This window comes from Sporosarcina gallistercoris (assembly GCF_050459885.1).
Lineage (GTDB): Bacteria > Bacillota > Bacilli > Bacillales_A > Planococcaceae > Sporosarcina > Sporosarcina gallistercoris_A.
Window position 1 is genome coordinate 29,781 of the sequence record NZ_JBCMNO010000019.1, and the last position, 24,103, is coordinate 53,883.

The 24,103-nt window shown below is 45.0% G+C and carries 22 protein-coding genes and 1 tRNA gene; 15 read left to right on the top strand and 8 right to left on the bottom strand.

The window, feature by feature from the left end; all coding sequences use genetic code 11:
* Window positions 1–183: 183 nt before the first annotated feature.
* From ABE021_RS12130 to cydC, 4 genes are read left to right on the top strand one after another with little or no spacing between them, the layout of a single operon-like run.
* The gene (locus ABE021_RS12130) at window positions 184–1,587 is read left to right on the top strand and encodes a cytochrome ubiquinol oxidase subunit I (protein ID WP_430288971.1); all 1,404 of its coding nucleotides are present in this window, start codon (window positions 184–186) and stop codon (window positions 1,585–1,587) included.
* Entirely contained in the window at window positions 1,574–2,590 is a 1,017-nt protein-coding gene (gene cydB / locus ABE021_RS12135; protein ID WP_430288973.1) for a cytochrome d ubiquinol oxidase subunit II, read from the top strand. Before ABE021_RS12130 ends, cydB begins: the two co-directional genes overlap by 14 nt.
* Window positions 2,590–4,314 carry a thiol reductant ABC exporter subunit CydD gene (cydD, locus tag ABE021_RS12140; RefSeq protein WP_430288974.1) on the top strand — a complete coding sequence of 575 codons (1,725 nt, stop codon included), beginning with the start codon at window positions 2,590–2,592 and terminating at the stop codon, window positions 4,312–4,314. The genes cydB and cydD overlap by 1 nt, the downstream gene beginning before the upstream one ends.
* Window positions 4,311–6,041 carry a thiol reductant ABC exporter subunit CydC gene (cydC, locus tag ABE021_RS12145; protein ID WP_430288975.1) on the top strand — a complete coding sequence of 577 codons (1,731 nt, stop codon included), beginning with the start codon at window positions 4,311–4,313 and terminating at the stop codon, window positions 6,039–6,041. The genes cydD and cydC overlap by 4 nt, the downstream gene beginning before the upstream one ends.
* A gap of 590 nt (window positions 6,042–6,631) precedes the next feature.
* Here the strand turns inward: cydC and ABE021_RS12150 are convergent.
* Window positions 6,632–7,117 (bottom strand): DedA family protein, encoded by a 486-nt coding sequence (locus ABE021_RS12150; protein WP_430288976.1) that lies wholly within the window; start codon window positions 7,115–7,117, stop codon window positions 6,632–6,634.
* Window positions 7,118–7,154: 37 nt separating this feature from the next.
* Window positions 7,155–7,934 (bottom strand): archaetidylserine decarboxylase, encoded by a 780-nt coding sequence (gene asd, locus ABE021_RS12155; protein ID WP_430288978.1) that lies wholly within the window; start codon window positions 7,932–7,934, stop codon window positions 7,155–7,157.
* 45 nt (window positions 7,935–7,979) lie between these two features.
* On the opposite strand from asd, the gene pssA reads away from it, so the two are divergent.
* The 3 genes from pssA to recQ all read left to right on the top strand — a co-directional run bounded on the left by pssA (window position 7,980) and on the right by recQ (window position 10,613).
* Window positions 7,980–8,513 (top strand): CDP-diacylglycerol--serine O-phosphatidyltransferase, encoded by a 534-nt coding sequence (gene pssA / locus ABE021_RS12160; protein ID WP_430288979.1) that lies wholly within the window; start codon window positions 7,980–7,982, stop codon window positions 8,511–8,513.
* A gap of 97 nt (window positions 8,514–8,610) precedes the next feature.
* Window positions 8,611–8,701 (top strand) — tRNA-Ser (locus ABE021_RS12165).
* A 139-nt stretch (window positions 8,702–8,840) separates the two neighbouring features.
* Window positions 8,841–10,613 (top strand): DNA helicase RecQ, encoded by a 1,773-nt coding sequence (recQ, locus tag ABE021_RS12170; RefSeq protein ID WP_430288980.1) that lies wholly within the window; start codon window positions 8,841–8,843, stop codon window positions 10,611–10,613.
* 71 nt (window positions 10,614–10,684) lie between these two features.
* Here the strand turns inward: recQ and ABE021_RS12175 are convergent, their stop codons facing one another.
* Both ABE021_RS12175 and ABE021_RS12180 read right to left on the bottom strand, forming a co-directional pair.
* On the bottom strand, window positions 10,685–11,098 hold the full coding sequence (locus ABE021_RS12175; protein WP_430289022.1) for a VOC family protein: 414 nt from the start codon (window positions 11,096–11,098) through the stop codon (window positions 10,685–10,687).
* Between the two features lie 117 nt (window positions 11,099–11,215).
* A complete protein-coding gene (locus tag ABE021_RS12180; protein WP_430288981.1) occupies window positions 11,216–12,415 on the bottom strand; it encodes an MFS transporter in 1,200 nt (399 codons plus the stop codon).
* Window positions 12,416–12,586: 171 nt separating this feature from the next.
* Here ABE021_RS12180 and ABE021_RS12185 point away from each other — a divergent pair, with 171 nt between their 5' ends.
* From ABE021_RS12185 to argF, 3 genes are all read left to right on the top strand, one after another.
* Window positions 12,587–13,573, top strand: coding sequence for a diaminopimelate dehydrogenase (locus tag ABE021_RS12185; RefSeq protein WP_430288982.1), 987 nt, complete (start codon window positions 12,587–12,589; stop codon window positions 13,571–13,573).
* A gap of 81 nt (window positions 13,574–13,654) precedes the next feature.
* Window positions 13,655–14,737: a M42 family metallopeptidase gene (locus tag ABE021_RS12190; protein WP_430289025.1), complete on the top strand. Its 1,083-nt coding sequence runs from the start codon at window positions 13,655–13,657 to the stop codon at window positions 14,735–14,737.
* A 131-nt stretch (window positions 14,738–14,868) separates the two neighbouring features.
* On the top strand, window positions 14,869–15,828 hold the full coding sequence (argF, locus tag ABE021_RS12195; RefSeq protein ID WP_430288983.1) for an ornithine carbamoyltransferase: 960 nt from the start codon (window positions 14,869–14,871) through the stop codon (window positions 15,826–15,828).
* A 59-nt stretch (window positions 15,829–15,887) separates the two neighbouring features.
* Here argF and sspI read toward each other — a convergent pair whose 3' ends face one another.
* The gene (gene sspI / locus ABE021_RS12200) at window positions 15,888–16,100 is read right to left on the bottom strand and encodes a small acid-soluble spore protein SspI (RefSeq protein ID WP_025783254.1); all 213 of its coding nucleotides are present in this window, start codon (window positions 16,098–16,100) and stop codon (window positions 15,888–15,890) included.
* A gap of 95 nt (window positions 16,101–16,195) precedes the next feature.
* Between sspI and ABE021_RS12205 the strand changes: the two genes are divergently transcribed.
* From ABE021_RS12205 to pheT, 3 genes are all read left to right on the top strand, one after another.
* Window positions 16,196–16,960, top strand: coding sequence for a TrmH family RNA methyltransferase (locus ABE021_RS12205; RefSeq protein ID WP_430288985.1), 765 nt, complete (start codon window positions 16,196–16,198; stop codon window positions 16,958–16,960).
* A gap of 401 nt (window positions 16,961–17,361) precedes the next feature.
* A complete protein-coding gene (gene pheS, locus ABE021_RS12210) occupies window positions 17,362–18,399 on the top strand; it encodes a phenylalanine--tRNA ligase subunit alpha (protein WP_430288986.1) in 1,038 nt (345 codons plus the stop codon).
* 12 nt (window positions 18,400–18,411) lie between these two features.
* Window positions 18,412–20,823, top strand: coding sequence for a phenylalanine--tRNA ligase subunit beta (pheT, locus tag ABE021_RS12215; RefSeq protein ID WP_430288987.1), 2,412 nt, complete (start codon window positions 18,412–18,414; stop codon window positions 20,821–20,823).
* Here the strand turns inward: pheT and ABE021_RS12220 are convergent, their stop codons facing one another.
* Window positions 20,824–21,042: a hypothetical protein gene (locus ABE021_RS12220; protein ID WP_430288988.1), complete on the bottom strand. Its 219-nt coding sequence runs from the start codon at window positions 21,040–21,042 to the stop codon at window positions 20,824–20,826.
* 279 nt (window positions 21,043–21,321) lie between these two features.
* Here ABE021_RS12220 and ABE021_RS12225 point away from each other — a divergent pair, with 279 nt between their 5' ends.
* Window positions 21,322–22,275 (top strand): nuclease-related domain-containing protein, encoded by a 954-nt coding sequence (locus tag ABE021_RS12225; RefSeq protein WP_430288990.1) that lies wholly within the window; start codon window positions 21,322–21,324, stop codon window positions 22,273–22,275.
* Window positions 22,276–22,504: 229 nt separating this feature from the next.
* On the opposite strand, the gene ABE021_RS12230 is transcribed toward ABE021_RS12225, so the two are convergent.
* Both ABE021_RS12230 and rnhC read right to left on the bottom strand, forming a co-directional pair.
* Window positions 22,505–22,705, bottom strand: a complete 201-nt coding sequence (locus ABE021_RS12230; protein WP_430288991.1) for a hypothetical protein — start codon at window positions 22,703–22,705, stop codon at window positions 22,505–22,507.
* Window positions 22,706–22,728: 23 nt separating this feature from the next.
* Window positions 22,729–23,673, bottom strand: a complete 945-nt coding sequence (gene rnhC, locus ABE021_RS12235; protein WP_430288992.1) for a ribonuclease HIII — start codon at window positions 23,671–23,673, stop codon at window positions 22,729–22,731.
* Window positions 23,674–23,834: 161 nt separating this feature from the next.
* On the opposite strand from rnhC, the gene zapA reads away from it, so the two are divergent.
* On the top strand, window positions 23,835–24,095 hold the full coding sequence (gene zapA, locus ABE021_RS12240; protein ID WP_191689133.1) for a cell division protein ZapA: 261 nt from the start codon (window positions 23,835–23,837) through the stop codon (window positions 24,093–24,095).
* Window positions 24,096–24,103 lie beyond the last annotated feature (8 nt).

Below are 24,103 nucleotides of genomic sequence, written 5' to 3' on the forward strand. Positions count from 1 at the left end.
TATTCTCGGAAGAAGAAATTCCCGAAAAAACGGACCTTGTGACAACATTTCAACATTAGACCCCGGAACCCCCCTGAAGTTTTGAGGTTTGTAACAGATCATACGCTAATTGCTCACAAAGTATTTTAACGTTTAATTTATAATGGAGACAGATTGAGATTGAGATTGAGGGGAGAGGTAGAGATGGAAGAAGTTTTACTTGCACGGATCCAGTTCGCATCGACAACATTGTTTCACTTTATATTTGTCCCGTTGTCTATCGGATTGGCGCTGATCATAGCGATCATGCAAACGCTCTACGTTGTAAAAAAACAAGAGATATATATGAAAATGACGAAGTTTTGGAGTGTGTTCTTTCTTATTAACTTCGCGATTGGGGTCGTAACAGGGATTTTCCAGGAGTTCCAATTCGGGATGAACTGGTCGACCTATTCCAGATTTGTTGGAGATATATTCGGTGCTCCATTAGCAGTAGAAGCATTGCTCGCGTTTTTCCTGGAGTCTACATTCATCGGAATCTGGATCTTCGGAGCGCACAAACTATCTAAAAAAATGCACTTAGCTTCTATATGGCTCGTTTCGATCGGAACGATCCTTTCAGCTTTTTGGATTTTAGCAGCAAACTCTTTCATGCAAAATCCAGTAGGCTATGTTCTTCAAAATGGACGTGCCGAAATGAACGACATTGTTGCACTTTTAACAAACGAGAAATTGTGGGTAGCATTTCCTCATACCATTTTCGGCAGTATTGCAACAGGTGCGTTCTTTGTTGTCGGAGTAAGTGCGTTCTATCTTATTAAGAAGCGCCAAGTTGATTTCTTTAAGAAGTCAATCGCCATCGGTTTACTCGTTGGATTTGTTGGTGGGTTAGGTCTTGCATTGACAGGTCACTCCCAAGCACAGTACCTGATGCATGCTCAACCAATGAAAATGGCTGCTGCAGAAGGACTCTGGCAAGATAGTGGAGACCCGGCAGCATGGACACTTATCGGTAATATTGATACCGAAAACCGTGTCACAACTGGACGAATCGAAATTCCTTATTTACTAAGCTATCTAACATACAATGAATTTTCAGGTAAAGTATTAGGAATGGAAAGTCTAGAAAAGCAAATGATTGAGAAGTATGGAGAGGGAGATTACATTCCTCCTGTGAAAACGACATTCTGGAGTTTCCGGATCATGGCGGGAACGGGTGGAGCTCTCGTAGTGGCTAGTATTCTTGGACTGTTCCTACTGTTCCGCAAAAAAATCGCTGCCACTACGTGGTATTTGAAAGTGATGATTCCAGTCATCTTCCTACCGTTCATCGGGAACTCATTCGGTTGGATCATGTCTGAAATCGGTCGTCAACCATGGGTCGTCAACGGTCTTATGAAGACTGCGGATGGTGTTTCGCCTAACGTCTCGGCAGGACAGATATTGTTTTCACTCATTTCATTCTCTACAATCTATGCGATCCTCGGGATTATCATGGTTGTATTATTTGTGAAGGTCATTCAACTCGGACCTGAAGAGCGTAAGCAAAAAGACGTATCCGTAACAGATCCGTTTAATGTAGGAGGTGTGTCTAATGGCTCTAAGTGAATTATGGTTTGTGCTCATCGCTGTTTTGTTCATAGGGTTCATATTTCTAGAAGGGTTTGACTTTGGTGTCGGAATGAGTTTGAAATTCTTAGCCAAAAATGAAACAGATAAAAAGATGCTCATCCATACGATTGGACCTGTCTGGGATGCGAACGAAGTGTGGCTGATCACTGCAGGTGGAGCCATGTTTGCAGCATTTCCACATTGGTATGCCACGGTTTTCAGTGGATATTACTTGCCGTTTGTCGTGTTGCTGATGGCGTTGATCGCCCGCGGAGTAGCGTTCGAATTCAGAGAGAAAATCGAATCGGACAAATGGGTGAAAACTTGGGATTGGGCAATCTTTGCGGGAAGTATTCTGCCGCCTTTCCTATTAGGTGTCCTATTCTCCAGTATGTTGAAAGGTATGCCGGTGGATGCGGACATGAACATCTACGCTGGATTCACTGATTTCGTCAATGTCTACACCGTGGTAGGGGGAGCAGCGTTTGTACTTCTTTCTTATTTACATGGATTGCTGTTTGTGACATTGAAAACAGAAGGATCACTTCGGACACGGGCAAAAGAGGCTGCACTTAAGATCTATTGGGCAACGGGTGCTGTCATAATAGCGTTTGTAGCGTTAACAGCTGTTTACACAGAAGCGTTCGCAGACAGAGGACCCATTCTGATACCGCTATTTGCAGTCGTCTTCGTATTATATGCGTTCCTACATCGCTTCATTGCAAAAGGACGAGAAGCATTCAGTTTCACTATTACAGGGATCACCCTCGTTGCAGTGATGGCATCGTTCTTTATCGGTTTGTTCCCGAACGTAATGATCAGCTCATTGGATTCTGCATTTAACATGACCATCCGGGCAGCAGCATCTGGTGACTATTCGTTGAAATTAATGACATTCGTTGCGCTTACAATGGTGCCGATTGTGATTGCCTATACAATTTGGAGTTACTATGTGTTCCGTAAACGGATTACAGAAGATGTGGAGCACATGGAACATTGATGGACCGACATCTTCTACGGTATAACGGCAGCAGGAAAACCTTTGCGCTTGTAGGAATCTTGACAGTCATTCAAGCGGCTTTCATCATCCTGCAAGCCCTCTCCTTGTCTTCAGCCATTACCCGGATGTTTCAAGGGCTAGAATGGAAGGGGACCGTTATATCGCTTGCCGTGTTTTTTGTCGCTCATGCGATTCGTCATTCCCTCCAATGGGGGAAAGAACGCATTGCGCTCAAGTTTGCAGATGAAATTGCGCGTTCTTACCAAGACCAGTTAGCTGAAGCACTCCTAAGGGATGGAACGGGAATGATTGCACGACAAGGCTCCGGTTCGTTGTTGACCCTTACCTTGGAAGGTGTCCCGAAATTCCGTAATTACGTGGAACTGTTCATACCAAGGTCATTATCGATGGGAATCATCCCAGGGGTCATTCTTCTTTACATTGTCACGTCCGATTTAATGTCTGGCGTGACTCTGTTCCTTGTCATGCCGATTCTGATCATTTTCTTGATTTTGATCGGGATTGTTTCCAAGAAAAAGATCGACGACCAAATGGGGACATACCGCCAGCTTTCCCGACATTTTGCTGATTCCATTCAAGGAATTGAAACACTGAAGTTTTTAGGGCGCAGCAAGTCGCATGAGAAAGCAATCGAAGAAGTGAGTGACAAATACCGGGTAGCGACGAATCGTTCGTTAAGTTATGCCTTTTTGTCATCATTCTCACTGGATTTCTTTTCAAGCCTTTCTGTGGCGTTGGTGGCTGTTGAACTTGGTCTGCGATTGATCAATGGAGGGATCGGACTGGAAGCCGCACTCGTCATCCTCATATTAGCTCCTGAATATTTTTTACCTGTCCGTGATTTGGGAGCTGATTTCCATGCGACGATGGATGGAAAAGACGCAGCGGATGAAATCCGTTCACTGCTTGCTGAATCTGAAGCAACCGCTCAACAAGTCGCTGTCATCGTTCCGACTGTTACTAAAGCAAGTAAGTTTTCGGCAATTTCTATTGGAAAACTTGGAGATCATGACATCGAAATTGCAAAAGACGTACAATTTTCCGTAACTGGTGCACAAAAAATCGGGATTATCGGTGCTTCAGGATCCGGTAAGTCCACACTCATTGACCTGTTGGCAGGATTCACTTCGCCGACAAGTGGTGAATTTAAGATTGGAGAACAGTCTATAGATTCTCTTGCTTCGGATTCTTGGCGCAAGCAAGTGACGTACATTCCACAGCACCCAACGATTTTCTCTGACACACTTGCAAACAACATTCGTTTTTATCATCCCGAAGCGAGTGACAACACAGTTATAAAAGCCGCACAAGCTGCGGGACTCGAGCAACTGGTCAGTGAACTGGCGAATGGATATGATGAGATGATCGGCCAAGGCGGACGACCACTTTCCGGCGGGGAAGAACAACGTGTTGCGATTGCCCGTGCGTTGCTGGAGGATACATCAGTCTTGTTATTGGATGAACCGACAGCCCACTTGGATATCGAGACCGAACATGAAATCAAACAATTGCTTCTGCCGATTTTGGAAGACCGTCTCGTATTTTTTGCGACACATCGTCTGCACTGGATGAAAGAAATGGACTGGATCCTTGTCATGGAAAATGGTCAGATTGCTGAACAAGGAACTCATAAAGAATTGTCTGAACAAGACGGTGTCTACAGCAAATTTGCCCGTGCACAATGGGAAGGGATGGTGCTATGAATTACGTCAAAAGCTTCGTTACTCCATATATGAGTAAATATTGGAAGTTAATGTCAGTTACTGTTCTATTAGGCATTTGTGCGTCCTTGTCTGCGGCACTTCTTATTTTTGCATCGGGTTATTTAATATCTGCTGCTTCTGAACGTCCTGAAACGATATTACTTGTCTACGTCCCGATTGTATTGGTCCGTGCATTCGGCTTGTCACGCGCAGCTTTCAGTTATGCAGAAAGGATGACAGGTCACAACGCCGTGTTGAAAGTGTTGTCTGAAATGCGTGTACGGTTATACCGCGCATTGGAGCCGCAAGCGCTATTCATCCGCTCGCGTTTTAAGCGAGGGGATTTACTTGGTACACTGGCAGACGATATTGAACATTTACAAGATGTGTACATCCGTACGCTATTCCCGACGATTAGCGGCTTATTCATATTTGTGTTTGCAACTGTATCCGTCTCAGTGTTCGATTGGAAGTTCGGACTGTTCATCGGATTCTGTTTGAGTGTGATCGCTTTCGTCTATCCTATGTTGTCATTATTGATGATGAAAAAACACCAGCAGAAATCGAAACAGCAACATACAAAGCTGTATCATACACTTGGAGATGCCGTCTATGGGATCCGAGATTGGCTCATTAGCAGCAGAACTGTTGATTTTCTGAATAAGTTCAAGACAGAGCGCAATGTAAGTTATGAGACAGACAAAAAGCTTGCAAAGCGTGATCAGAATAGAACATTCCAACTGCATTTGATATCTGGACTCATTACCGTGATTGTAGGGGTTTGGGCAGGGATGCAAGCGATAGATGGAACCATTCTGCCAACCTATATTGCCGCGTTTACGCTCGTGACACTTCCAATCATCGAATCGCTGATCCCTATTTCACATGCTGTTGAACGAATTCCTGCCTATCAAGAATCGTTTGCTCGTATACAGCATACGGAAGATACAGCCCAGTCGGTTTTCACAACGACTGAAACAGTGGATGATGTGCCGACTACTGCAGATATCCAAGTTCAGAATGTTTCTTACGGGTATGAGTCGGAAAAAAGACAAGCGCTAAAACATGCAACTCTCGAAATTGAACAAGGGAAAAAAGTGGCGATTCTCGGTAAAAGTGGTGCAGGTAAATCGACGCTTGTTCAGCTTTTATTAGGTGCGTTGAAACCGGACGAAGGGGAGATACGGATTGCAGGCAGATCACCGGAACGATACGGCGAAAATATTCATCAAATCGTAAGTGTATTAAACCAAAAACCTTATTTATTTGGTACAACGATTGAAAATAATATTCGTCTCGGAAATCCCTCTGCAACAATGGAAGAAGTTGACCAAGTAATCCGTCAGGTCGGCTTAGAGGACTATCTCCGCAAACTTCCTGATGGACTTCAAACCCAAACGGAAGAAGCCGGACGTCGATTCTCCGGGGGGGAACGTCAACGCATTGCGTTAGCTCGTATATTGTTGAACCACACGCCAATTGTCATTGTCGATGAACCCGCAGTCGGATTGGATCCTGAAACAGAGCGTGATCTCATTCAGACGATGATGCAAAGTCTGGAAGGGAAAACAGTCATCTGGATCACTCATCACTTGATGGGGATGGAACTGATGGACCATATCGTGTTTTTGGAAGCCGGTGAACTATCGGATGCGGGAACGCACGAAGAACTTCTTGTGAGTTCTTCACGTTACCGGCGTCTTGTGGAATTGGATCGCGGTATGTGAGCCAGTTAAATCGAAGCGAAGCGTAATGGACCACTCGGAATAAATGGAAAAGGCTATGACAAATGTAGGTTGTCACTACATTTATCATAGTTTTTTCTCGTTTCTTGTTAACTACCTAGTCTTCTTGGAAAATGGAAATTACCATATTGGATACTTGTATCTCCTTTAATATTTGAAAGGAAATCGCTGTGTCGACATTGAAATAGTCGTTAACGCTGTTCATATTATCATGGCCAATCGTAAGGAATGTGCCTTTTTGCGCGTGAAGACAAGAACGAGAAAAGTGAAACTTCTCCATCTGATTTCTAAGGGATAGAGGAACTGCTGGACGATAATGCGGACAAAGCAAATCGATTTGGGAATGAACGGGCAGGGGAAATGGAGCTCATAGCGAAAATAGCTATCAATGCGGATGATAAAAAGGATTGCAATCCTTTTCGTAGAGGATGGAAAATAAAGGGCAGGTGGAGTTATCGAAGGAAAATGGTGCGGATCCGTTTCGAGGATACAATTATGTAAACTTGCTTCGCTGCACTGAGCTTTTGAACTTCTTTGACCAAACAAAAAACACTCCGCCATCAACGGAATGTTTAAAATGGCCAACCGAACAAATAACCGAATGTGATGCATATAATACCTGAAACTGTTGTGCCGAGTGATGAGAATAGCATATAGCGTTTTACGGCCATACCGCTCATGCCTGAAAAACAGCAGACGAAATGCCTCATTCCAGGAACGAAAAAGCCCAATGTCACAGTCCAGGATCCATAGCGGCCAAACCAGCGTTCAACTTTCAACACCCGTTTTTCGGACAGCCCGACCCATTTCCCGAACCGCTCAATGAGGGGACGTCCGACTTTTTTTCCAATAGCATATGTTACGAGCGTTCCGATGAACACACCAAGAATTACAATGCTCATTGCCCATACAAAATTGAGAAGCCCTGCAGAAGACAAGTATCCAATAAAGACAATGACGAATTCATCAGGCATAGGTAAACCGAAAATCCCGAGAGACAGAAAAAGAAAAACAGCAAAATACCCGTAATGGATAACAAATTCTTGCAAAACGCTCACTTATATCCCTCTTTTGTCAATTCTTTGATGAACTATCTTATGGAAGCCATCGACCAATCGTTTCTCCGACTTGTATTGCACCCGTTTTTTGGACTGTTGGAGAGAATGTAGAATCACCTGCAACGAACAACAGAATCGTTGAACCGAAAGAGAAATACCCGAAGTCATCCCCTTTTTTAGCTTCTTTGGAAGATGAGTATAACTGTACGGAGTTTACATTCAGTGCACCCACTTTGACAAGTGCTAATTTGTCGTAAGCTGTTGAAAGTTCAGTTATGAGACGGTAGTTCGTTTCAAATGGTCTGTCTCCATAAGTTAGTCCCATATTATTAACAGGATATGATTTTTTTCCAAGAGCGTAACGGTTAATGACTGTACCATCTGCAGGATAATGGAAATGATGATAATCTGCTGGAGACAGGTAGAATACAAAGTACCAACCGTTTTTATAATCAGATGCCCTCTTTTCATCCATGAATATTTCATTTATACTGTACGTATGACCTTTAATTGTAAATTGGTGTCCATCTTTCATACGCCCAAAAGAACTTAGATGTCCGTCGGAAGGAGAGATGAGAACTTCTGGTGCATTATCAAAAGGTCGCGCTCCGGACGTTAGCTTACGTGTGAAAAAAGATTGCAGGCTGTCATAGTGTGCTCTTGGATATTCCATGCTGGACTCATCTATTTTATAGGCACTAGAGTACATTTTAATGAGCGGTTTACTTAGCCGTGAAGCAGACAAATGCCGAAGTATACTAGAAGCAACCGGGTTTCCTGTCAATTCTACAAATGATTTTAAAAATTTCTTTTTCAATACAATCACCATCTTTATCTAATATATATTATTGGGAGGTTTGTTATGTTTTCGTTTCGATACATTGATTATACTAAAGTGAAGGCCCAATTGGCGAATGCCATCACTTTAGTGAACTTAAGTTTTGGGGTTATCGCCATAATACTGATTTCACGAGATTTGTCCCACATGAGTTTGGTATTCATTTTCCTGGCGGCGTTATTCGATCGTTTTGACGGAATGACGGCTCGTCATTTCCATACAGAATCCGCTTTTGGTAAAGAATTGGATTCTTTAAGTGATATTATATCGTTTGGGATCGCACCTGCAGTTCTGATCTACCATACTGCGTTATCTGATATGCTTTGGGTAGGAATTGCTGCCACAATTATTTATATCGCTTGCGGTGCTGTTCGTTTGGCACGATATAATGTGGAAGAATTCGATGGTGTATTCCGCGGCGTTCCGATTACTGCGGCAGGTGTCATTTTAACAGCGTTATATTTCGCGGTTCCATATGTTGCTGCACCTTATCTTGTCATTGCGATGCTCGTTCTTTCTTGGGCGATGGTCAGTAACTTTAAGATTTCTAAAGTATAACAGTCACCCCCTTTACTTAGCTACTTCGGTATAGTTGAGTAAAGGGGTTACTTTGTTGAAGAATAGCAGGATAAATGGTATAATTTAACTCATTATTGGAGGCGTACCCAAGAGGCTGAAGGGGGCTGACTCGAAATCAGCTAGGGCGTGCAAGCGCCGCGGGAGTTCAAATCTTCTCGCCTCCGCCATATATATTCCACTCCGTCTATGCGAATTTGCGAGACGGTTTTTTTCACCTCACATTTAGTATCGTCCCCATGTTCGTTCCATTCCGCTTACCAATCTGCTATTCTAAGAGTAGATAATTTCCCGAAAGGAGGATGCTCAATGATGCAACAAGCACTGGCCGTGCTCGCTGAAAAATTCGGATATACTTCATTCCGCACAGGTCAAGAGCAAGTGATCCAGCATGTGATGGATGGACAGGACGCGCTCTGTGTCATGCCGACAGGCGGAGGGAAATCGTTGTGCTATCAAGTACCAGCAATGTTATTCGAAGGAACGGTCCTCGTCATATCCCCACTCATTTCCCTTATGAAAGATCAGGTAGATGCACTTTGGCAGCTCGGGATTCCAGCAGCCTACATAAACAGCACGTTATCGTCCGAAGAGTATTTTGGAATACTTGAGAATGCGATTGCAGGGCATTATCGATTGCTTTACATTGCGCCTGAACGATTGGAGTCTGAATCATTTTTAAGAGAATTGAGCCGCATGAGCGTACCTATGATCGCCATCGATGAAGCGCACTGTATCTCGCAGTGGGGGCATGATTTCAGACCGAGCTATCGTAATATTAGCCGCGTTTTGAATTGCTTCCATGAAAAACCGGTACTGCTTGCCTTGACAGCTACGGCAACGCCTCATGTCCGTGAAGACATCCGTCTGCAGCTAGGTATACCTCAAGAGCAAACTGTGATGACAGGTTTTGAACGATCGAATTTGGTATTTACAGTCGTGAAGGGGCAAAACCGCGAAAAGTTCATCAAAGATTATGCTAGTAAAAACAAGGGCGAGGCGGGAATCATTTACGCAGCAACCCGTAAAGCTGTGGAGAGTATTTATGAATTATTGAAACGTGCTGGATTTGAGGCAGCCAAGTATCATGGTGGAATGTCGGATTCGGAACGTCATGAAGAGCAGGAACGCTTTTTGAACGATGAAGCGACAGTCATGGTGGCAACCAATGCATTTGGAATGGGAATCGATAAATCGAATATTCGATATGTAATCCATTACCAAATGCCGAAAAATATGGAAAGTTACTATCAGGAGGCGGGCCGAGCAGGTCGCGATGGGCTTGATAGTGAATGTGTGCTCCTGTTCGCCTCGCAAGATATTCAGACACAACGCTTTCTGATTGACCAATCCCCTGATTCCTCTAGAGTTCCGGCAGAACTTGAAAAATTACAAGGAATGATCGATTATTGCCATACAGAAAAATGTTTGCAGCAATACATAGTGACGTATTTCGGTGAACAAGACGCTCCGGTATGCGGGAGATGTGCGAATTGCACGGATACGCGTGAACAAATGGACGTTACACTCGAAGCTCAAAAGGTATTGTCATGTGTCATTCGCATGGGACAGCGTTTTGGGAAGACGATGATTGCTCAAGTGCTAACCGGTTCCCGCAATAAAAAATTGTTGGATTTTAAATTCGATCAGTTGACGACGTATGGGTTGTTGAAAGAGAAAAATGCGAAAGAAGTCTCCGATTTTATCGAATTTCTGATTTCGGCTAATTGTTTACAAGTTGAGAATGGCCAGTTTCCGACGATTCGAGTGGCAGAGCGTGGAAAAGAAGTCTTGCTTGGCAACGATAAGATCATGCGTAAAGGATCATTTGTCTCCAAAACACTGACAGAAGACGATCCGTTGTTCGAACAACTGAGACAACTGCGACGCCAACTCGCACAAGAGGCTGGAGTCCCACCATTCGTCGTATTCTCGGACAAGTCCTTGAAGGATATGGCGATGAAGAGGCCGGCAACGCCTGCTGAGTTTTTAGACGTTGTAGGTGTTGGACAAACGAAGCTTGAGATTTATGGAGAGGCGTTCATCGAGGAGATTCAGTCTTTTCAACTCCAGGAAATATGACGGTTTACTTACACAAAAATATACAAAACAAAAAACATACTCAATAAGTATGTTTTTTGTTTTGTTCTCTGTTATTCTTCGTGACTAACTTGCCATTCGATACCAAATTGGTCCTTAACTTTACCGTAGCATTTACTGAAAAAAGTCTCCTGTAACTCCATTGACACGTAACCACCTTGCTTGAGCTTTTCAAACGAGGAAGTCAGCTCCTCTTTATCATCACTTACGAATGCTAGGCTGACATTGTTTCCAACTACAACCGGTGATCCGGGAAATGTGTCTGAGAACATAATCACGTCATTTTTTATTGTAAGACGAGTATGCATAATGAGATTTTTCGCCTCTTCCGGTAACGGGTATTCGGGATTTTGTGGCGAGTCACCAAATGTCATGAACTCAGGTTTTTCAGTATTGAAAACGTCTGCATAAAATTCCACAGCTTGGCGGCAATCTCCGTTAAATGTTACATATACGTTAACCCCGATAGGAACCACTCCATTCTAATTGTATCAGACAAGTCTGTCCGTTTACCATATCATATCTTTTAGTTGAACGGTATTAGCAAGTAACAGGGATTACATCGACTCTTGGAACGAACTGTTTTATTGGACTGGTGCTGTCTGTTGTTTGAACAAGCCGTAAATGGTATAAGCTGCAACGATCAGCAAGACCACACCTGTAAAAGTGAAGGCACCTCTGAAATTCAAATTCAATGCGCCAATCGTGTACGATCCTGCCACGACTCCCATCGAGAAGAACGCATAGAAATAACCATAGGCTTTTCCGCGATAGGCGGCTTTCGAGGAATCGATTAGCAAGGAGTTGATGGATGGGAATAAAAACGCAAATCCGACCCCATACAGTGACATCGTTCCATATAGATTGAAAAGCTCGTCTGCCTGGCTTAACAGCAACATGCTGACGCCCATTAAAGAAATTCCGAAAGCCAGTGTAATCATAGGCCTCACTCGATCGAAAATCCGGTTGATCGGCAGTAAAAATACGAGGATCGCCACAATGCCGAACGTACTAAGCAGTGCACCGGTCGTTTTTGTATCAAAACCAAGTGCTTCCACCTTTAACGGAAGAATGAGTGCTAGGACACCCTGTGAGAACATAAGGAAGAAAGCGCCAGCAAAGGCACGTTGTATTCCAGGATGACGGAACATGGTTCCAACATGCTTTTGGGCAGACTTTTCTTGGGTTTTTTTCAACCGTTTAACAGAACGCAATAGCAGAAAAGCTAAAACAGCCAGGATTGCCATGATAACGCCGTTTATGAGCATGATGAGAGGTGTTCCTTTTGACGGGTCCCCGATTATGGAAGCGATGATACCGCTATATGCAGGACCTGCAATCGCAGCCATCCCGACAAATGCACCGGAAATTGCGACGCTTTTCCCGCGCTTATCAGGTTGAGCCCGATTGGCTAGGAAAGTAAATGCAGCAGGAATGATCAAACCATTCGTAAATCCGTGGACGAAACGGACCCCCACGAGCAGCCAAGCGACATGTACTGTGGAATAGAGCGCCAACGCCAGAGCGTTTGTCAAAAGCCCAATAAGTAAAATAATGAAAGGACCTCTTTTGTCCGTCACAAATCCCGAAATGACATTTCCAAAGACGTTTGCAAGGGAGTAGGTTCCGACAACTAATCCAGCTACAAAAGTGGAAGCGCCAAGAGAAAGCGCAAAGGGACTCATAATAGGTAACTGGGAAAACAAATCAAAAAATGAAAAGAAAACGATTAAATAAACAAAAAATCGCATACATACGCCTCGTTTCAGGAATTCAATAACCATTTATATTTTATCATGACAAGGTTTTAAATCAACGAACAAGAATAGTTGTTGACCAAAATGGAGGAATCGTGTGACGAAATTGTAGACTAGGAGAAATCAGAACAAAAAATAGCAATCTAACTAAAAAAACTGTAAAATAACGAATAGTCGAACATAATGGGGGAATGACACATGGAACCGAAGATTAAAATTGGAATTGCAGGATATGGCAACCTTGGAAAAGGGGTTGAGTATGCTATATCCCAGCAATCTGATATGGAGTTGGTTGGAATTTTTACAAGAAGAGATCCAAGTAGCGTCCACCCAGTTGGTGACAGTGTAGCTGTCTATCCGTTAACAGATGTTGAGAAGTATGTTGAGAACATAGACGTCATGATTCTATGCGGAGGTTCCCGTGCAGATTTGCCTGAACAAGGCCCTGCGCTTGCCAAGTTGTTTACGACTGTCGATAGTTTCGATACACATGCAAAAATACCTGAATATTTCGAGGCGCTCGATGAAGCGGCAAAGCCAGCGGGCACCACAGCGGTACTATCTGTAGGATGGGACCCAGGCTTATTTTCGTTGAATCGGCTATATGGTGAGTCTGTACTGACTGAAGGATCCACATACACATTCTGGGGGAAAGGGTTGAGCCAAGGCCACTCCGATGCGGTTCGGCGCATTGACGGTGTCAAGAGTGCAGTCCAATATACCGTACCTTCAGAAGAAGCGATTGTAAAAGTTCGAGCTGGTGAACAGCCCGAATTATCAACTAGAGAAAAGCATGTACGGGAATGCTTCGTCGTGTTAGAAGATGGCGCGGATGCAGCAGCTGTGGAAGAGACCATTGTCACGATGCCAGACTACTTTTCGGACTATGACACGACTGTTTCGTTCATCAGTGAAGAAGAAATGCAGCAGAACCACAGCGCAATGCCTCATGGCGGCTTTGTCATCCGCAGCGGTAAGACAGGCAATGGCACCAACCAGGTGATGGAATATTCACTGACGCTTGACAGCAATCCTGAGTTTACTTCAAGTGTCCTTACCGCTTATGCACGAGCTGCACACAAATTGAACAAATCCGGACAGTACGGTGCGAAAACGGTGTTCGACATTCCGACAGGTCTTTTATCACCTAAAAGTGCTGCACAACTTCGAAAAGAATTGTTGTAATAATGTACAGGTAACTTTGAAAACACGCCAACTTGTACTATACTAGGAACATATTTACTTAGGGGGTCGAAGGATTTGGTTATGATGGATGATACGCTGCACATGCTGAAAGAGTTGACGGATGCAAAAGGTACAGGTGGAAACGAGCGGGAACCGCGTGATGTCATGAAGCGTTATCTTGAACCATTTGCAGACGAAATTGACCAGGACGGACTCGGTTCACTCATTGCAAAACATACAGGCGACGCAGCAGGACCGAAAGTCATGGTTGCGGGTCACCTCGACGAAGTCGGATTCATGATTACACGAATTGACGATAAAGGGTTCCTGAGCTTCCAAACTATCGGCGGCTGGTGGTCACAAGTCATGCTTGCTCAACGCGTGACGATTGTAACGCGCAAAGGGGAATCCATCACAGGAATCATTGGCTCTAAACCACCACACATCCTTCCTGCTGAAGTACGCAAGAAGCCAGTGGACATAAAAGATATGTTCATCGATATCGGTGCTTCTTCTCGTGAGGAGGCGAAGGAGTGGGGCGTTTCGCCTGGAGACATGGTTGTTCCTTACTTTGAATTCACGGTCATGAACAATGAGAAATATTTGCTTGCGAAAGCTTGGGATAACAGGATCGGCTGTGCCATTGCAATCGATGTCATGAAAGAGTTGAACAAACAAGGTCACCCTAACACGCTCTACAGTGTCGGAGCTGTGCAAGAGGAAGTGGGTCTTCGCGGCGCTGGAACAGCAGCCAACAAAATCAAGCCGGATATCGGTATTGCAGTAGACGTCGGAATCGCTGGGGATACACCAGGGGTTAGCGCTAAAGAAGCAGCAGCAAAAATGGGGGATGGTCCCCAAATCATTCTCTATGATGCGTCAATGATCGCGCATAAGGGGTTACGTGACTTTGTTGTCGACACTGCGGAAGAAAACGGCATACCTTACCAATTCGATTCCATGTCAGGTGGTGGGACGGATGCCGGTTCGATCCACTTGAGCGGCAACGGCGTACCTTCTATCGCAATCACTGTTGCGACTCGCTACATCCATAGTCACGCCGCAATGCTGCACCGCGATGACTATGAAAATGCTGTTAAACTAATCGTGGAAGTCATTAAAAAGCTGGACCAAGAAACAGTCGATAAGATTATTTCTGAATAAATGAAGGAAGAGGCAGATCAGAACCTGGTCTGTCTCTTTTAATTTTCAATAAAGTATAAAAATACATTTGACTTTATAATTATTCATATTTATACTGTGAATAACCAATTTTATTCATGGAGGATGATAGTATGACAAGCGCATTCGAATTGAAATACATGGAGAAGCAACTGAAAGGGAAAGACTTTTTGGCAATCGAGGATTTTTCATCTGAAGAAATCGACTATCTGCTCGATCAGGCAGCGAAAATGAAAAAGGATTTTTTAGCAGGAGGAGCGAGTAAACCACTTGAAGGAAAAACTCTTGGAATGGTATTTGAAAAGAATTCGACACGTACCCGTATTTCGTTCGATGTGGGCATGTTCCAGCTAGGCGGGCATGCATTGATGATGAACCCGACAGAACTGCAAATCGGACGCGGGGAGTCGATTGCAGATACAGCGAAAGTGTTCTCCGAGTATCTGGATGGAGTCATGATTCGCGCGAACTCACATGAAATGGTGAAAGAGTTCGCAGACAATGCCTCCATCCCTGTCATTAACGGTCTCACGGATAAGGTACACCCGTGTCAGGCACTGGCGGACCTTCTGACAATCCAGGAAGTGAAAGGAAAGCTGACAGGCTTGAAACTCGTCTACATCGGAGACGGAAACAATGTTGCGCATTCTCTTCTGATGGCTGCTGCTAAAATGGGCATCCACACAGCAATCGCTACACCAGTCGGATACGAAATGGATGCGGACATCGCAAAATCTATCGAGAAAGCAGCGGAACAATCAGGTGTTACGATGACACAATTGACAGACCCGATCTCAGCTGCAAAAGAAGCAGACATTTTATATACAGACGTGTGGGTCAGTATGGGGGACGATGAGCAAACAGCACAGCGACTCTCCGACTTCGAAGGATTCGAAATCAATGACGAACTCACGAGCTACGCAAAATCAGATTATACGTTCATGCACTGTCTGCCCGCTCATCGCGGTCAAGAAGTTTCGGCATCAGTCATCGACGGAGACCAATCCGTCGTCTTCCAGCAAGCAGGAAACCGTATGCATGCGCAGAAAGCTTTACTAGCTGCTTTGTTATGACGACAAAAAAAGACTGGGAAGCGATTCAATTCGCATATCCCGGTCTTTTTTAGTTGGATTCACTGTGCAGCAAAGGCGTGCTCGAGCTCTCCTGTGATTTTCATCTTTTCCTGATCATCGGCGCGCTGCCATAACTTCTCGAAGAACACGCCTAAGCCAGGAAGCAGATGCTCTTCTCCTCGCGCGATTGCATCGTCGACAACTCCACGAATGTCTTGCGCTTTGTTATCGGTCATATTTGCCGTAATGGCATCTCTGATTTGAAAATTCATTCATCTGACCTCCTTTCAACGTACTTGAGTTAAGTATCGCCAAGAGAGCTTGTCTTTGATACACTGAAAAGAAAAAAAGGAAGTTATCCTACACTATGAAACGTATTGAATCCACCCAGAATGCACTTGTGAAACATTGGAAAAAACTTGTTGCAACAAAGAAAGAGCGCGAACGGTCCGAAGAATTCATCATAGAAGGGCACCATTTAGTCGAAGAAGCGTTGAAAGTTGAAGGTTCAGTGCTGCACATTATGTTCCGGGAAGACGTTGAAATTCCATTCGAATTGGAAGAGTCCTCAATCCAAATCATTGAAATGACAAAAGCAGTTGCTGCTGAAATCTCAGAAACAGAGCACCCACAAGGGATTTTTGCCCATTGCAAACAGCCGATACCTTCAGAGGATACCTATTCGGATTGGAAACGCCTTCTGTTCATCGACGCTGTCCAAGATCCCGGTAATATCGGTACGATGATCCGTACTGCTGATGCGGCTGGAATGGATGCAGTGATTCTCGGGAAAGGGTGTGCAGATCCCTTCAGTCCGAAAACAGTCCGTTCCGGGCAAGGTTCCCATTTTCACATTCCTATTGTCAAAGGTGACTTGAGCGAATGGATCGAACGCGCAAAACAAGGCGGCTTACAAGTGGTCGGTACCGGTTTGCAACAAGCGAAAGATCATTTCACTGTAGACCCGATGCCTGCGTTTGCACTTATAGTTGGGAACGAAGGTGCAGGTGTTTCGGACGAATACTTGGAACAAGCGGATGCGATCGTAAAGATTCCATTATACGGCAAGGCGGAATCATTGAACGTCGCAGTAGCAGCGGGTGTCCTGTTGTACACATACGCACGCAGATAAGTCAGTCAAGTATTGAAGTATGAAACGGATTCCGCTATACTGATGAGGTATAGAAGAGCACCAAAAAAACAAAAGTGTTGACCGGGAAGAGGAAACAGAACATTTGACGCTAGGGAGTCCATACCTTGACTGGAAGTATGGATGGTCGAAACTGTTGACGTTCACCCCGCGAGCTGCCTTCAGGACCAGCATAGAGCTGTAAAGATGAGCCGGCTACGGACCGTTATTCCGAAGTTGAGAGATCATGTGCACGACTGGCATGATAATCAGGGTGGTACCGCGAATTCGTCCTCGTCCCTTTTTTAGGGGACGAGTTTTTTATTTTGTTAAGCTTTTGTTTAGCAATGGGCTTGACTGACATTCATCAGTGAAAACAAAGCTATTTTGAAAGGAGAATGACAATGGAGCAGCAGCTGGAACAGTTGAAACAAGAAGCACTGCAGAAAATTGAAGCCGCCACGTCAGTGAAAGAGCTGAACGATGTGCGTGTTGCTTATCTAGGGAAGAAGGGGCCGATCACGGACCTTCTGAAAGGAATGGGGAAACTACCGGCAGAAGAACGCCCTAAAATGGGGGCACTCGTCAACGTCGTTCGTGAAACCGTTACAACTTCGCTAGAAGATAAAATGGAATTATTGGAACAACAAGCGGTGAATGAAAAACTGGAACAAGAAACAATCGACATTTCTTTGCCAGGAAGACCTGTCAAACTTGGCAACCATCATCCATTGACTCGCGTTGTTGAAGAAATCGAAGACTTCTTCATCAGCATGGGATATGAAGTCGCAGAAGGTCCCGAAGTGGAACAGGATTACTACAACTTTGAAGCATTGAACCTGCCAAAAGGTCACCCTGCACGCGATATGCAAGACTCGTTTTACATTACGGAAGATGTGTTGCTTCGTACGCATACGTCTCCTGTCCAAGCGCGCACGATGGCAGCTAAAAAGGGCGAGCCGATTAAAATCATCTGTCCGGGCAAAGTGTATCGCCGCGATAGTGATGACGCAACGCACTCCCACCAATTCACTCAAATCGAAGGTCTCGTAGTCGGAGAAGACATCCGGATGAGTGACTTGAAAGGAACTCTCGCATTATTTGCGAAAAAGATGTTCGGTGAAGAACGTGAAATTAGACTGCGCCCAAGTTTCTTCCCATTCACAGAGCCTTCTGTAGAAATGGATATTTCATGTTTCAAATGTGGCGGATCAGGCTGTAACGTATGTAAGAAAACTGGCTGGATTGAAATTCTTGGTGCGGGTATGGTACATCCGAATGTCCTCGAAATGGCTGGATATGATCCTGCTGTTTTCACTGGATTCGCATTCGGTATGGGACCGGAACGAATTGCCATGTTGAAGTATGGCGTCGAAGACATCCGCCATTTCTTTACGAACGATATGCGTTTCATTTCACAATTTAACCGCACAGAAGTGTAAGGAGGAGACCCCATGTACGTATCAACGAAATGGCTAGAAAACTATGTAGATACAAAAGGCATCGCACCTGCGGATCTTGCTGAAAAGATTACACGTGCGGGAATTGAAGTCGATACGATTATCGACCGTTCTGAAGGACTGACAAACATCGTTGTCGGACATGTTGAATCATGTGAAAAACATCCGGAAGCTGACAAATTGAATATTTGCCAAGTGAACATCGGCGAAGAAACCGTTCAAATCATTTGTGGTGCTCCGAACGTAGCGGCTGGTCAAAATATTATTGCTGCTCTCCCTGGCGCGAAATTGCCAGGAGGCATAAAGATCAAAAAAGCGAAACTCCGTGGCGAAGTATCTAACGGCATGATCTGTTCTCTTCAAGAACTCGGGATTGAAGGGAAAACTGTCGCTAAAGCTTATGCGGAAGGTATATATGTACTTCCAGCCGACGCTATACCAGGTACTGATGCACGTTCATTAGTCGGTTTGGATGATATCATTTTAGAACTCGATTTGACGCCAAATCGCGCGGACGCACTCAGTATGCTAGGAGTTGCCTATGAAGTCGGTGCGATTTTATCAGAAGATGTCAAGCTTCCAAAGATCGAATACACAGCTGCGAACGAAAAAGCAGAAGATGTATTGTCATTGAAAGTCGAAGCTAAGGAAGACAACCCGATGTACATTGCTAAAGTTGTGAAAAACGTCAAAGTTACTGAGTCACCGCTCTGGCTTCAAAACTATTTGATGGCTGCTGGCGTCCGTCCCCATAACAATGTGGTCGACATTACGAATTTCGTATTGCTTGAATATGGCCAACCGTTGCACGCTTTCGATTATGATCGTCTTGCAACGAAAGAAATCGTCGTTCGTCACGCTGTTGAAGGTGAAAAGATGACAACATTGGATGACATTGAACGTACATTGCATGCAGATCAGCTAGTGATTACCAATGGAAAAGAGCCAGTAGCACTTGCAGGTGTCATGGGCGGAGCGAATTCAGAGGTACACGATGGCACAACGACTGTAGTCATTGAGTCGGCTTATTTTGCCCCTGCTTCCGTGCGTAAAACTTCAAAAGACGTCGGTTTGCGCAGCGACGCAAGTACTCGTTTTGAAAAAGGAGTAGACCCGAATCGCGTAGCTGAAGCTGCAGAACGTGCGGCTCAGCTGATGGCAGATTTGGCTGGCGGTGAAGTCTTGGCCGGCTCTGTTCAATTCGATGAGTTGAACAAAGAATCCGTCCGCATTTTGTTGTCACCGGATTATGTGAACAAGCGTCTGGGAATGAAGATTCCGATGGACGAAATGGTTTCGATATTAGGTCGTCTCCAAATACCTGTAGAAGCGGCGAACGGTCAATTGATCGTTGACGCTCCTACACGCAGACAGGATTTGCGCATAAAAGAGGATTTGATCGAAGAAATAGCACGGCTTCATGGGTACGATGAGATCCCGATGACGTTGCCGATTGGCGAGAGTGTTCCAGGCGGGTTGAACAGCTTCCAGGAAAAACGACGTCTCGTACGCCGCTATCTCGAGAGTGCGGGGCTTTATCAGGGAATCACATATTCACTGACTTCGCGTGCGGAATCCCAAAGCTTTGCACTTGAGACGGCGCCGGTTACAGAACTGCTCATGCCAATGAGTGAGGATCGCAGTGTATTGCGCCAAAGCTTGCTTCCTCATTTGCTGGATGCAACGACGTATAACGTAGCGCGTCGCATAGACACGGTTGCGCTGTATGAGACAGGTTCGGTATTCCTTGGAACACAAGAAGATGGACTTCCAAAAGAAGTCGGTCACGTTGCAGCAGTGATCACCGGCAAATGGGTGGACCACGCATGGCAGCAGGAAACGAAGAAAGTCGACTTCTTTGTGATGAAGGGGATCGTAGAAGGGCTCATGGATACACTCGGCCTGACCGAGAAAGTGACCTATGCGAAAGCGACACACGACGGCTTGCATCCAGGCAGAACAGCAAATGTTCTATTGGATGGTAAGGTAGTCGGAATGCTCGGTCAATTGCATCCAACTGAACAGAAAAAACGTGATTTGAAAGAGACATATGTGATGGAGATGAACTTAGCGCTATTGCTGACGGAATCTGCTGAAGCACTTGTGTACGAGCAAGTTCCGCGCTATCCATCGATGTCACGTGATATCGCGCTCGTCGTTTCGAAAGATGTGGCGGCAGGAAGTTTGATGGAAATCATTCAAGAAGCAGGCGGCAAGCTGCTGAAAGATGTATCGGTATTCGACTTGTACGAAGGCGACAATGTCGAAGAAGGTACAAAATCACTCGCATTCTCATTAACCTATTTCGATGCGGAACGAACGTTGACAGACGAGGAAGTTGTCACTCGTCACGACAAAGTACTCACAGCACTAAAAGAAAAATCAGGCGCTGTCTTGCGCGCCTGATTACAGATGAAAACAGAGGGAGTACCGACAAAAGTCGGTACTCCCTCTGTTTTTTTGTGTGACAGCGCCCGTGTCTGTGGGGCACCCGCTCGTTTCGGGAGGGAACCCGCCCGTGTCTGCGAGGAACCCGCTCATTACCGTGAGATACCCGCCCGTTTCGCGAGAGAACCCGCTCATTACCGTGAGATACCCGCCCGTTCCGCGAGAGAACCTGCTCATTTCCGCGAAATACCCGCCCGTTTACTGTTGTTACAGCGGCCAGCAATCACACTTATTGCGTATTCGATGTCGCGACCAAACCATCTTTCCTTAATTCAAAAATAAAACTAGTCTACGGATATAACATCTTTATAGGTATTAAGGTAGATTACTTGAATCAGATCACACACTATAAGTTTAAAGTGAATTGTGTCAAAAACGTGATAATGCTATTTTCGACCAAAGTCTTCCTCTTCTCTGTATGAACCGATACACTTAAGAAAAAAAGGGGTGCCGCCGTTGATTTATAAACATCGAACAAAGCCAAGACTATTAAGTGGACTACTAGCTTTAGAGAAACGTCTTTCGCCAACACATGAAAAATACGATTACATCAAAAGTGAACTCTATAAAATACGTGCCGGGTACGGAGGTGAGCAAGAGTACGATCGTTACATGAAAGAAGTCCGGACTGACTATCCACACGCCATTCTCCACGATCTCTCCCTTCAGCATGAAGGCGTCCATTTTCAAATCGATTCGCTTTTCATTACACCAGATACCATCATCATTTCGGAAGTGAAAAACATCGCAGACAAAATCTTCATCAAAGCCAATCCAACACAATTTATGAAACAGCTACCTGACGGATCGCGGTTGCTATTTCGAAGCCCTATTGCAGAAGTGGAACGCAAAATTCAGTTTCTTGAACAATGGCTAGCTAGCCGCAATATAGTCGTTACTGTAAAGGGGCTCATTGTATTTGCATATAACAATGAAATGTTTATTGAAGAAAAGCCTTCTATGAAAGTGATTACAGCATATGAGGCACCTACTTATTTCCGTTCCTTGACCCCTCAAAACGAATCTTTAGAGAGTCGGGATATTGCTGAAATTGCAAAAACGTTAGCTCGCGGACATACAGAGTACAACCCATTTCCCATAACTGCTCGATATAAAATAGGGGAACGGGATATTCGGGGAGGGGTCTTTTGTTCAGAGTGTGAAATTCCAACAATTATGAGATGGTCTGAGTTGAGGTGGTATTGCTCGGTCTGCGGTGTACGTGAAATCGGGAGTCACCAAAGTGCGGTGATAGATTGGTTTATGCTTATGTCCAGTCCACTAACAAATCGAAAATTTTGCGAGTTTACAGGAATCACCAGTCGTCACACTGCTAAAAGAATGCTGGCACGCTCGGATATTCAAAAGCAAGGAAAAGGGCGGGGGAGTCGTTACACGTCATTGACATAGCTGATTGATGTTGGATGAAACACAAATGAAGATTTGTGCGCTTCGCTATGCGAGGCGCTTTTTTGTCCGTTGAGTCTGGTATTTTCGAGAACTGCCTGCATCTATTCCGCAGACAATACTTTCTCCAATTCATCACCATATACGGGATTTACTCTTTTTTTGATGCCAAACCAAGACTAATTGGTGGGAGCCGCTTCGTATTTAAGGAGAGAAAGTGGAGGAATCGAAATTATATGTGCAACCCGCCCGTTCCACAGCCGAACCCGCTCGTTTCCGCGATCAACCCGCCCGTTTCACGCCCGAACCCACTCGTTCCCGCGATCAACCCGCCCGTTCCACAGCTGAACCCGCTCGTTCCCGCAAGCAACCCGCCCGTTTCACGCCCGAACCCGCTCGTTTCCGCAAGCAACCCGCCCGTTCCCGCGCGCAACCATCTCCATTCCTCAAATCCTTTCATCCACGCTTTTTTGCAGCTATTACCGCAGCCTTCTTGGCATTTGCAAAATGCCACTTCGTTATGGAACGTAAAAATGGTTCGCCTTTTGCGAGGAGAATCGCTGCAGCGGTTTCGTCGACCTTCTTGCTGGCACCTTTTGGAAGTGTCCGTCCCGCCAATTCACTCAAACGGTCCATTTCATCTAAAAAGGCTACACGTGCGATAATCGATGCTGCTGCAACGGCGACATGCAATCCTTCCGCTTTTGTTGAAAACACTACATTCTCCCGCACAATCTCTTGTTCATTCTTCAAATGGTTGTAGTACACACCGCGCTCAGCAAATTGGTCTATCAAAATATAGTCTGGACGTTCCTCTTCCAATTTACGTAATACGTGGCGGATCGCCTGATTGTGCAGCAGCGCTTTGATTTTGCCTTGAGACCAGCCTTTTGCTTGCACGGTATTGTACTTCTCATTTTGTAATGTCAGGACACTATACGTCAGCACCGATTTCAAATCAGGGGCAATCGATCTCATATAGGGGTCCGTCAGCAACTTCGAGTCCTTTACACCAAGTTCAGTGACAAGAGGAATCTGTTCTGCACGTACATAACATGCGCAAACCGTCACAGGGCCAAAGAAATCTCCGGTCCCGGTTTCATCAGATCCGATCACGGAAAGCGTTGCAAGTCGATCGGGCAGGACAGTCCCTTTCGTCAGAGGCTTTTTACTCGAAGCACTCGAACCAGCACCCATTCCGGATTCCCATTTGGCGGCCTCCAGTTCAGCACCGCCACCTTGAAAAAGGACTTTTCCCGAACGATATGCAGTAATGGATGCATTCGCCGTTTTTGCAGCAAACACAACCCCAGGTGCATCCCGCTTCACTACATCACTCGCATAATAGGCTTTTAACGCAGTCAATTTTTCATCAGATAAGATTATTACAGAATTCACCACTCAAAATCATCCTTTCAAACCGTTCATTCCTAAGCGTTTTGTATAGTATACCGTGTCCGTAAGAAAGCACAAAAATAGTCAGCTGGCAATGACTATGTTCACAAAAAAACCTTTTTCATGGTATGATTAACTTCATAGTTTTTCAGCGGGAGGTTATGGCGGTGGAAGAAGAACAAAAAACACGGATCACCATCGATATATACGGTCAGACGTATACCATCATCGGGACCGACTCGTCTGCTCACGTCCGACAAGTGGCCACACTCGTGGACGACCGGATGCGTGAACTCAGTGCGCGTAATCCCTATTTGGATACGACGAAAGTTGCGGTGCTGACAGCTGTCAACAGTGTACATGACTATTTGAAGTTGCAAACTGAAAAAGAATTACTTGAAGAAGAATTGAAAAAACTGAAGGGCTGACGGCTGAT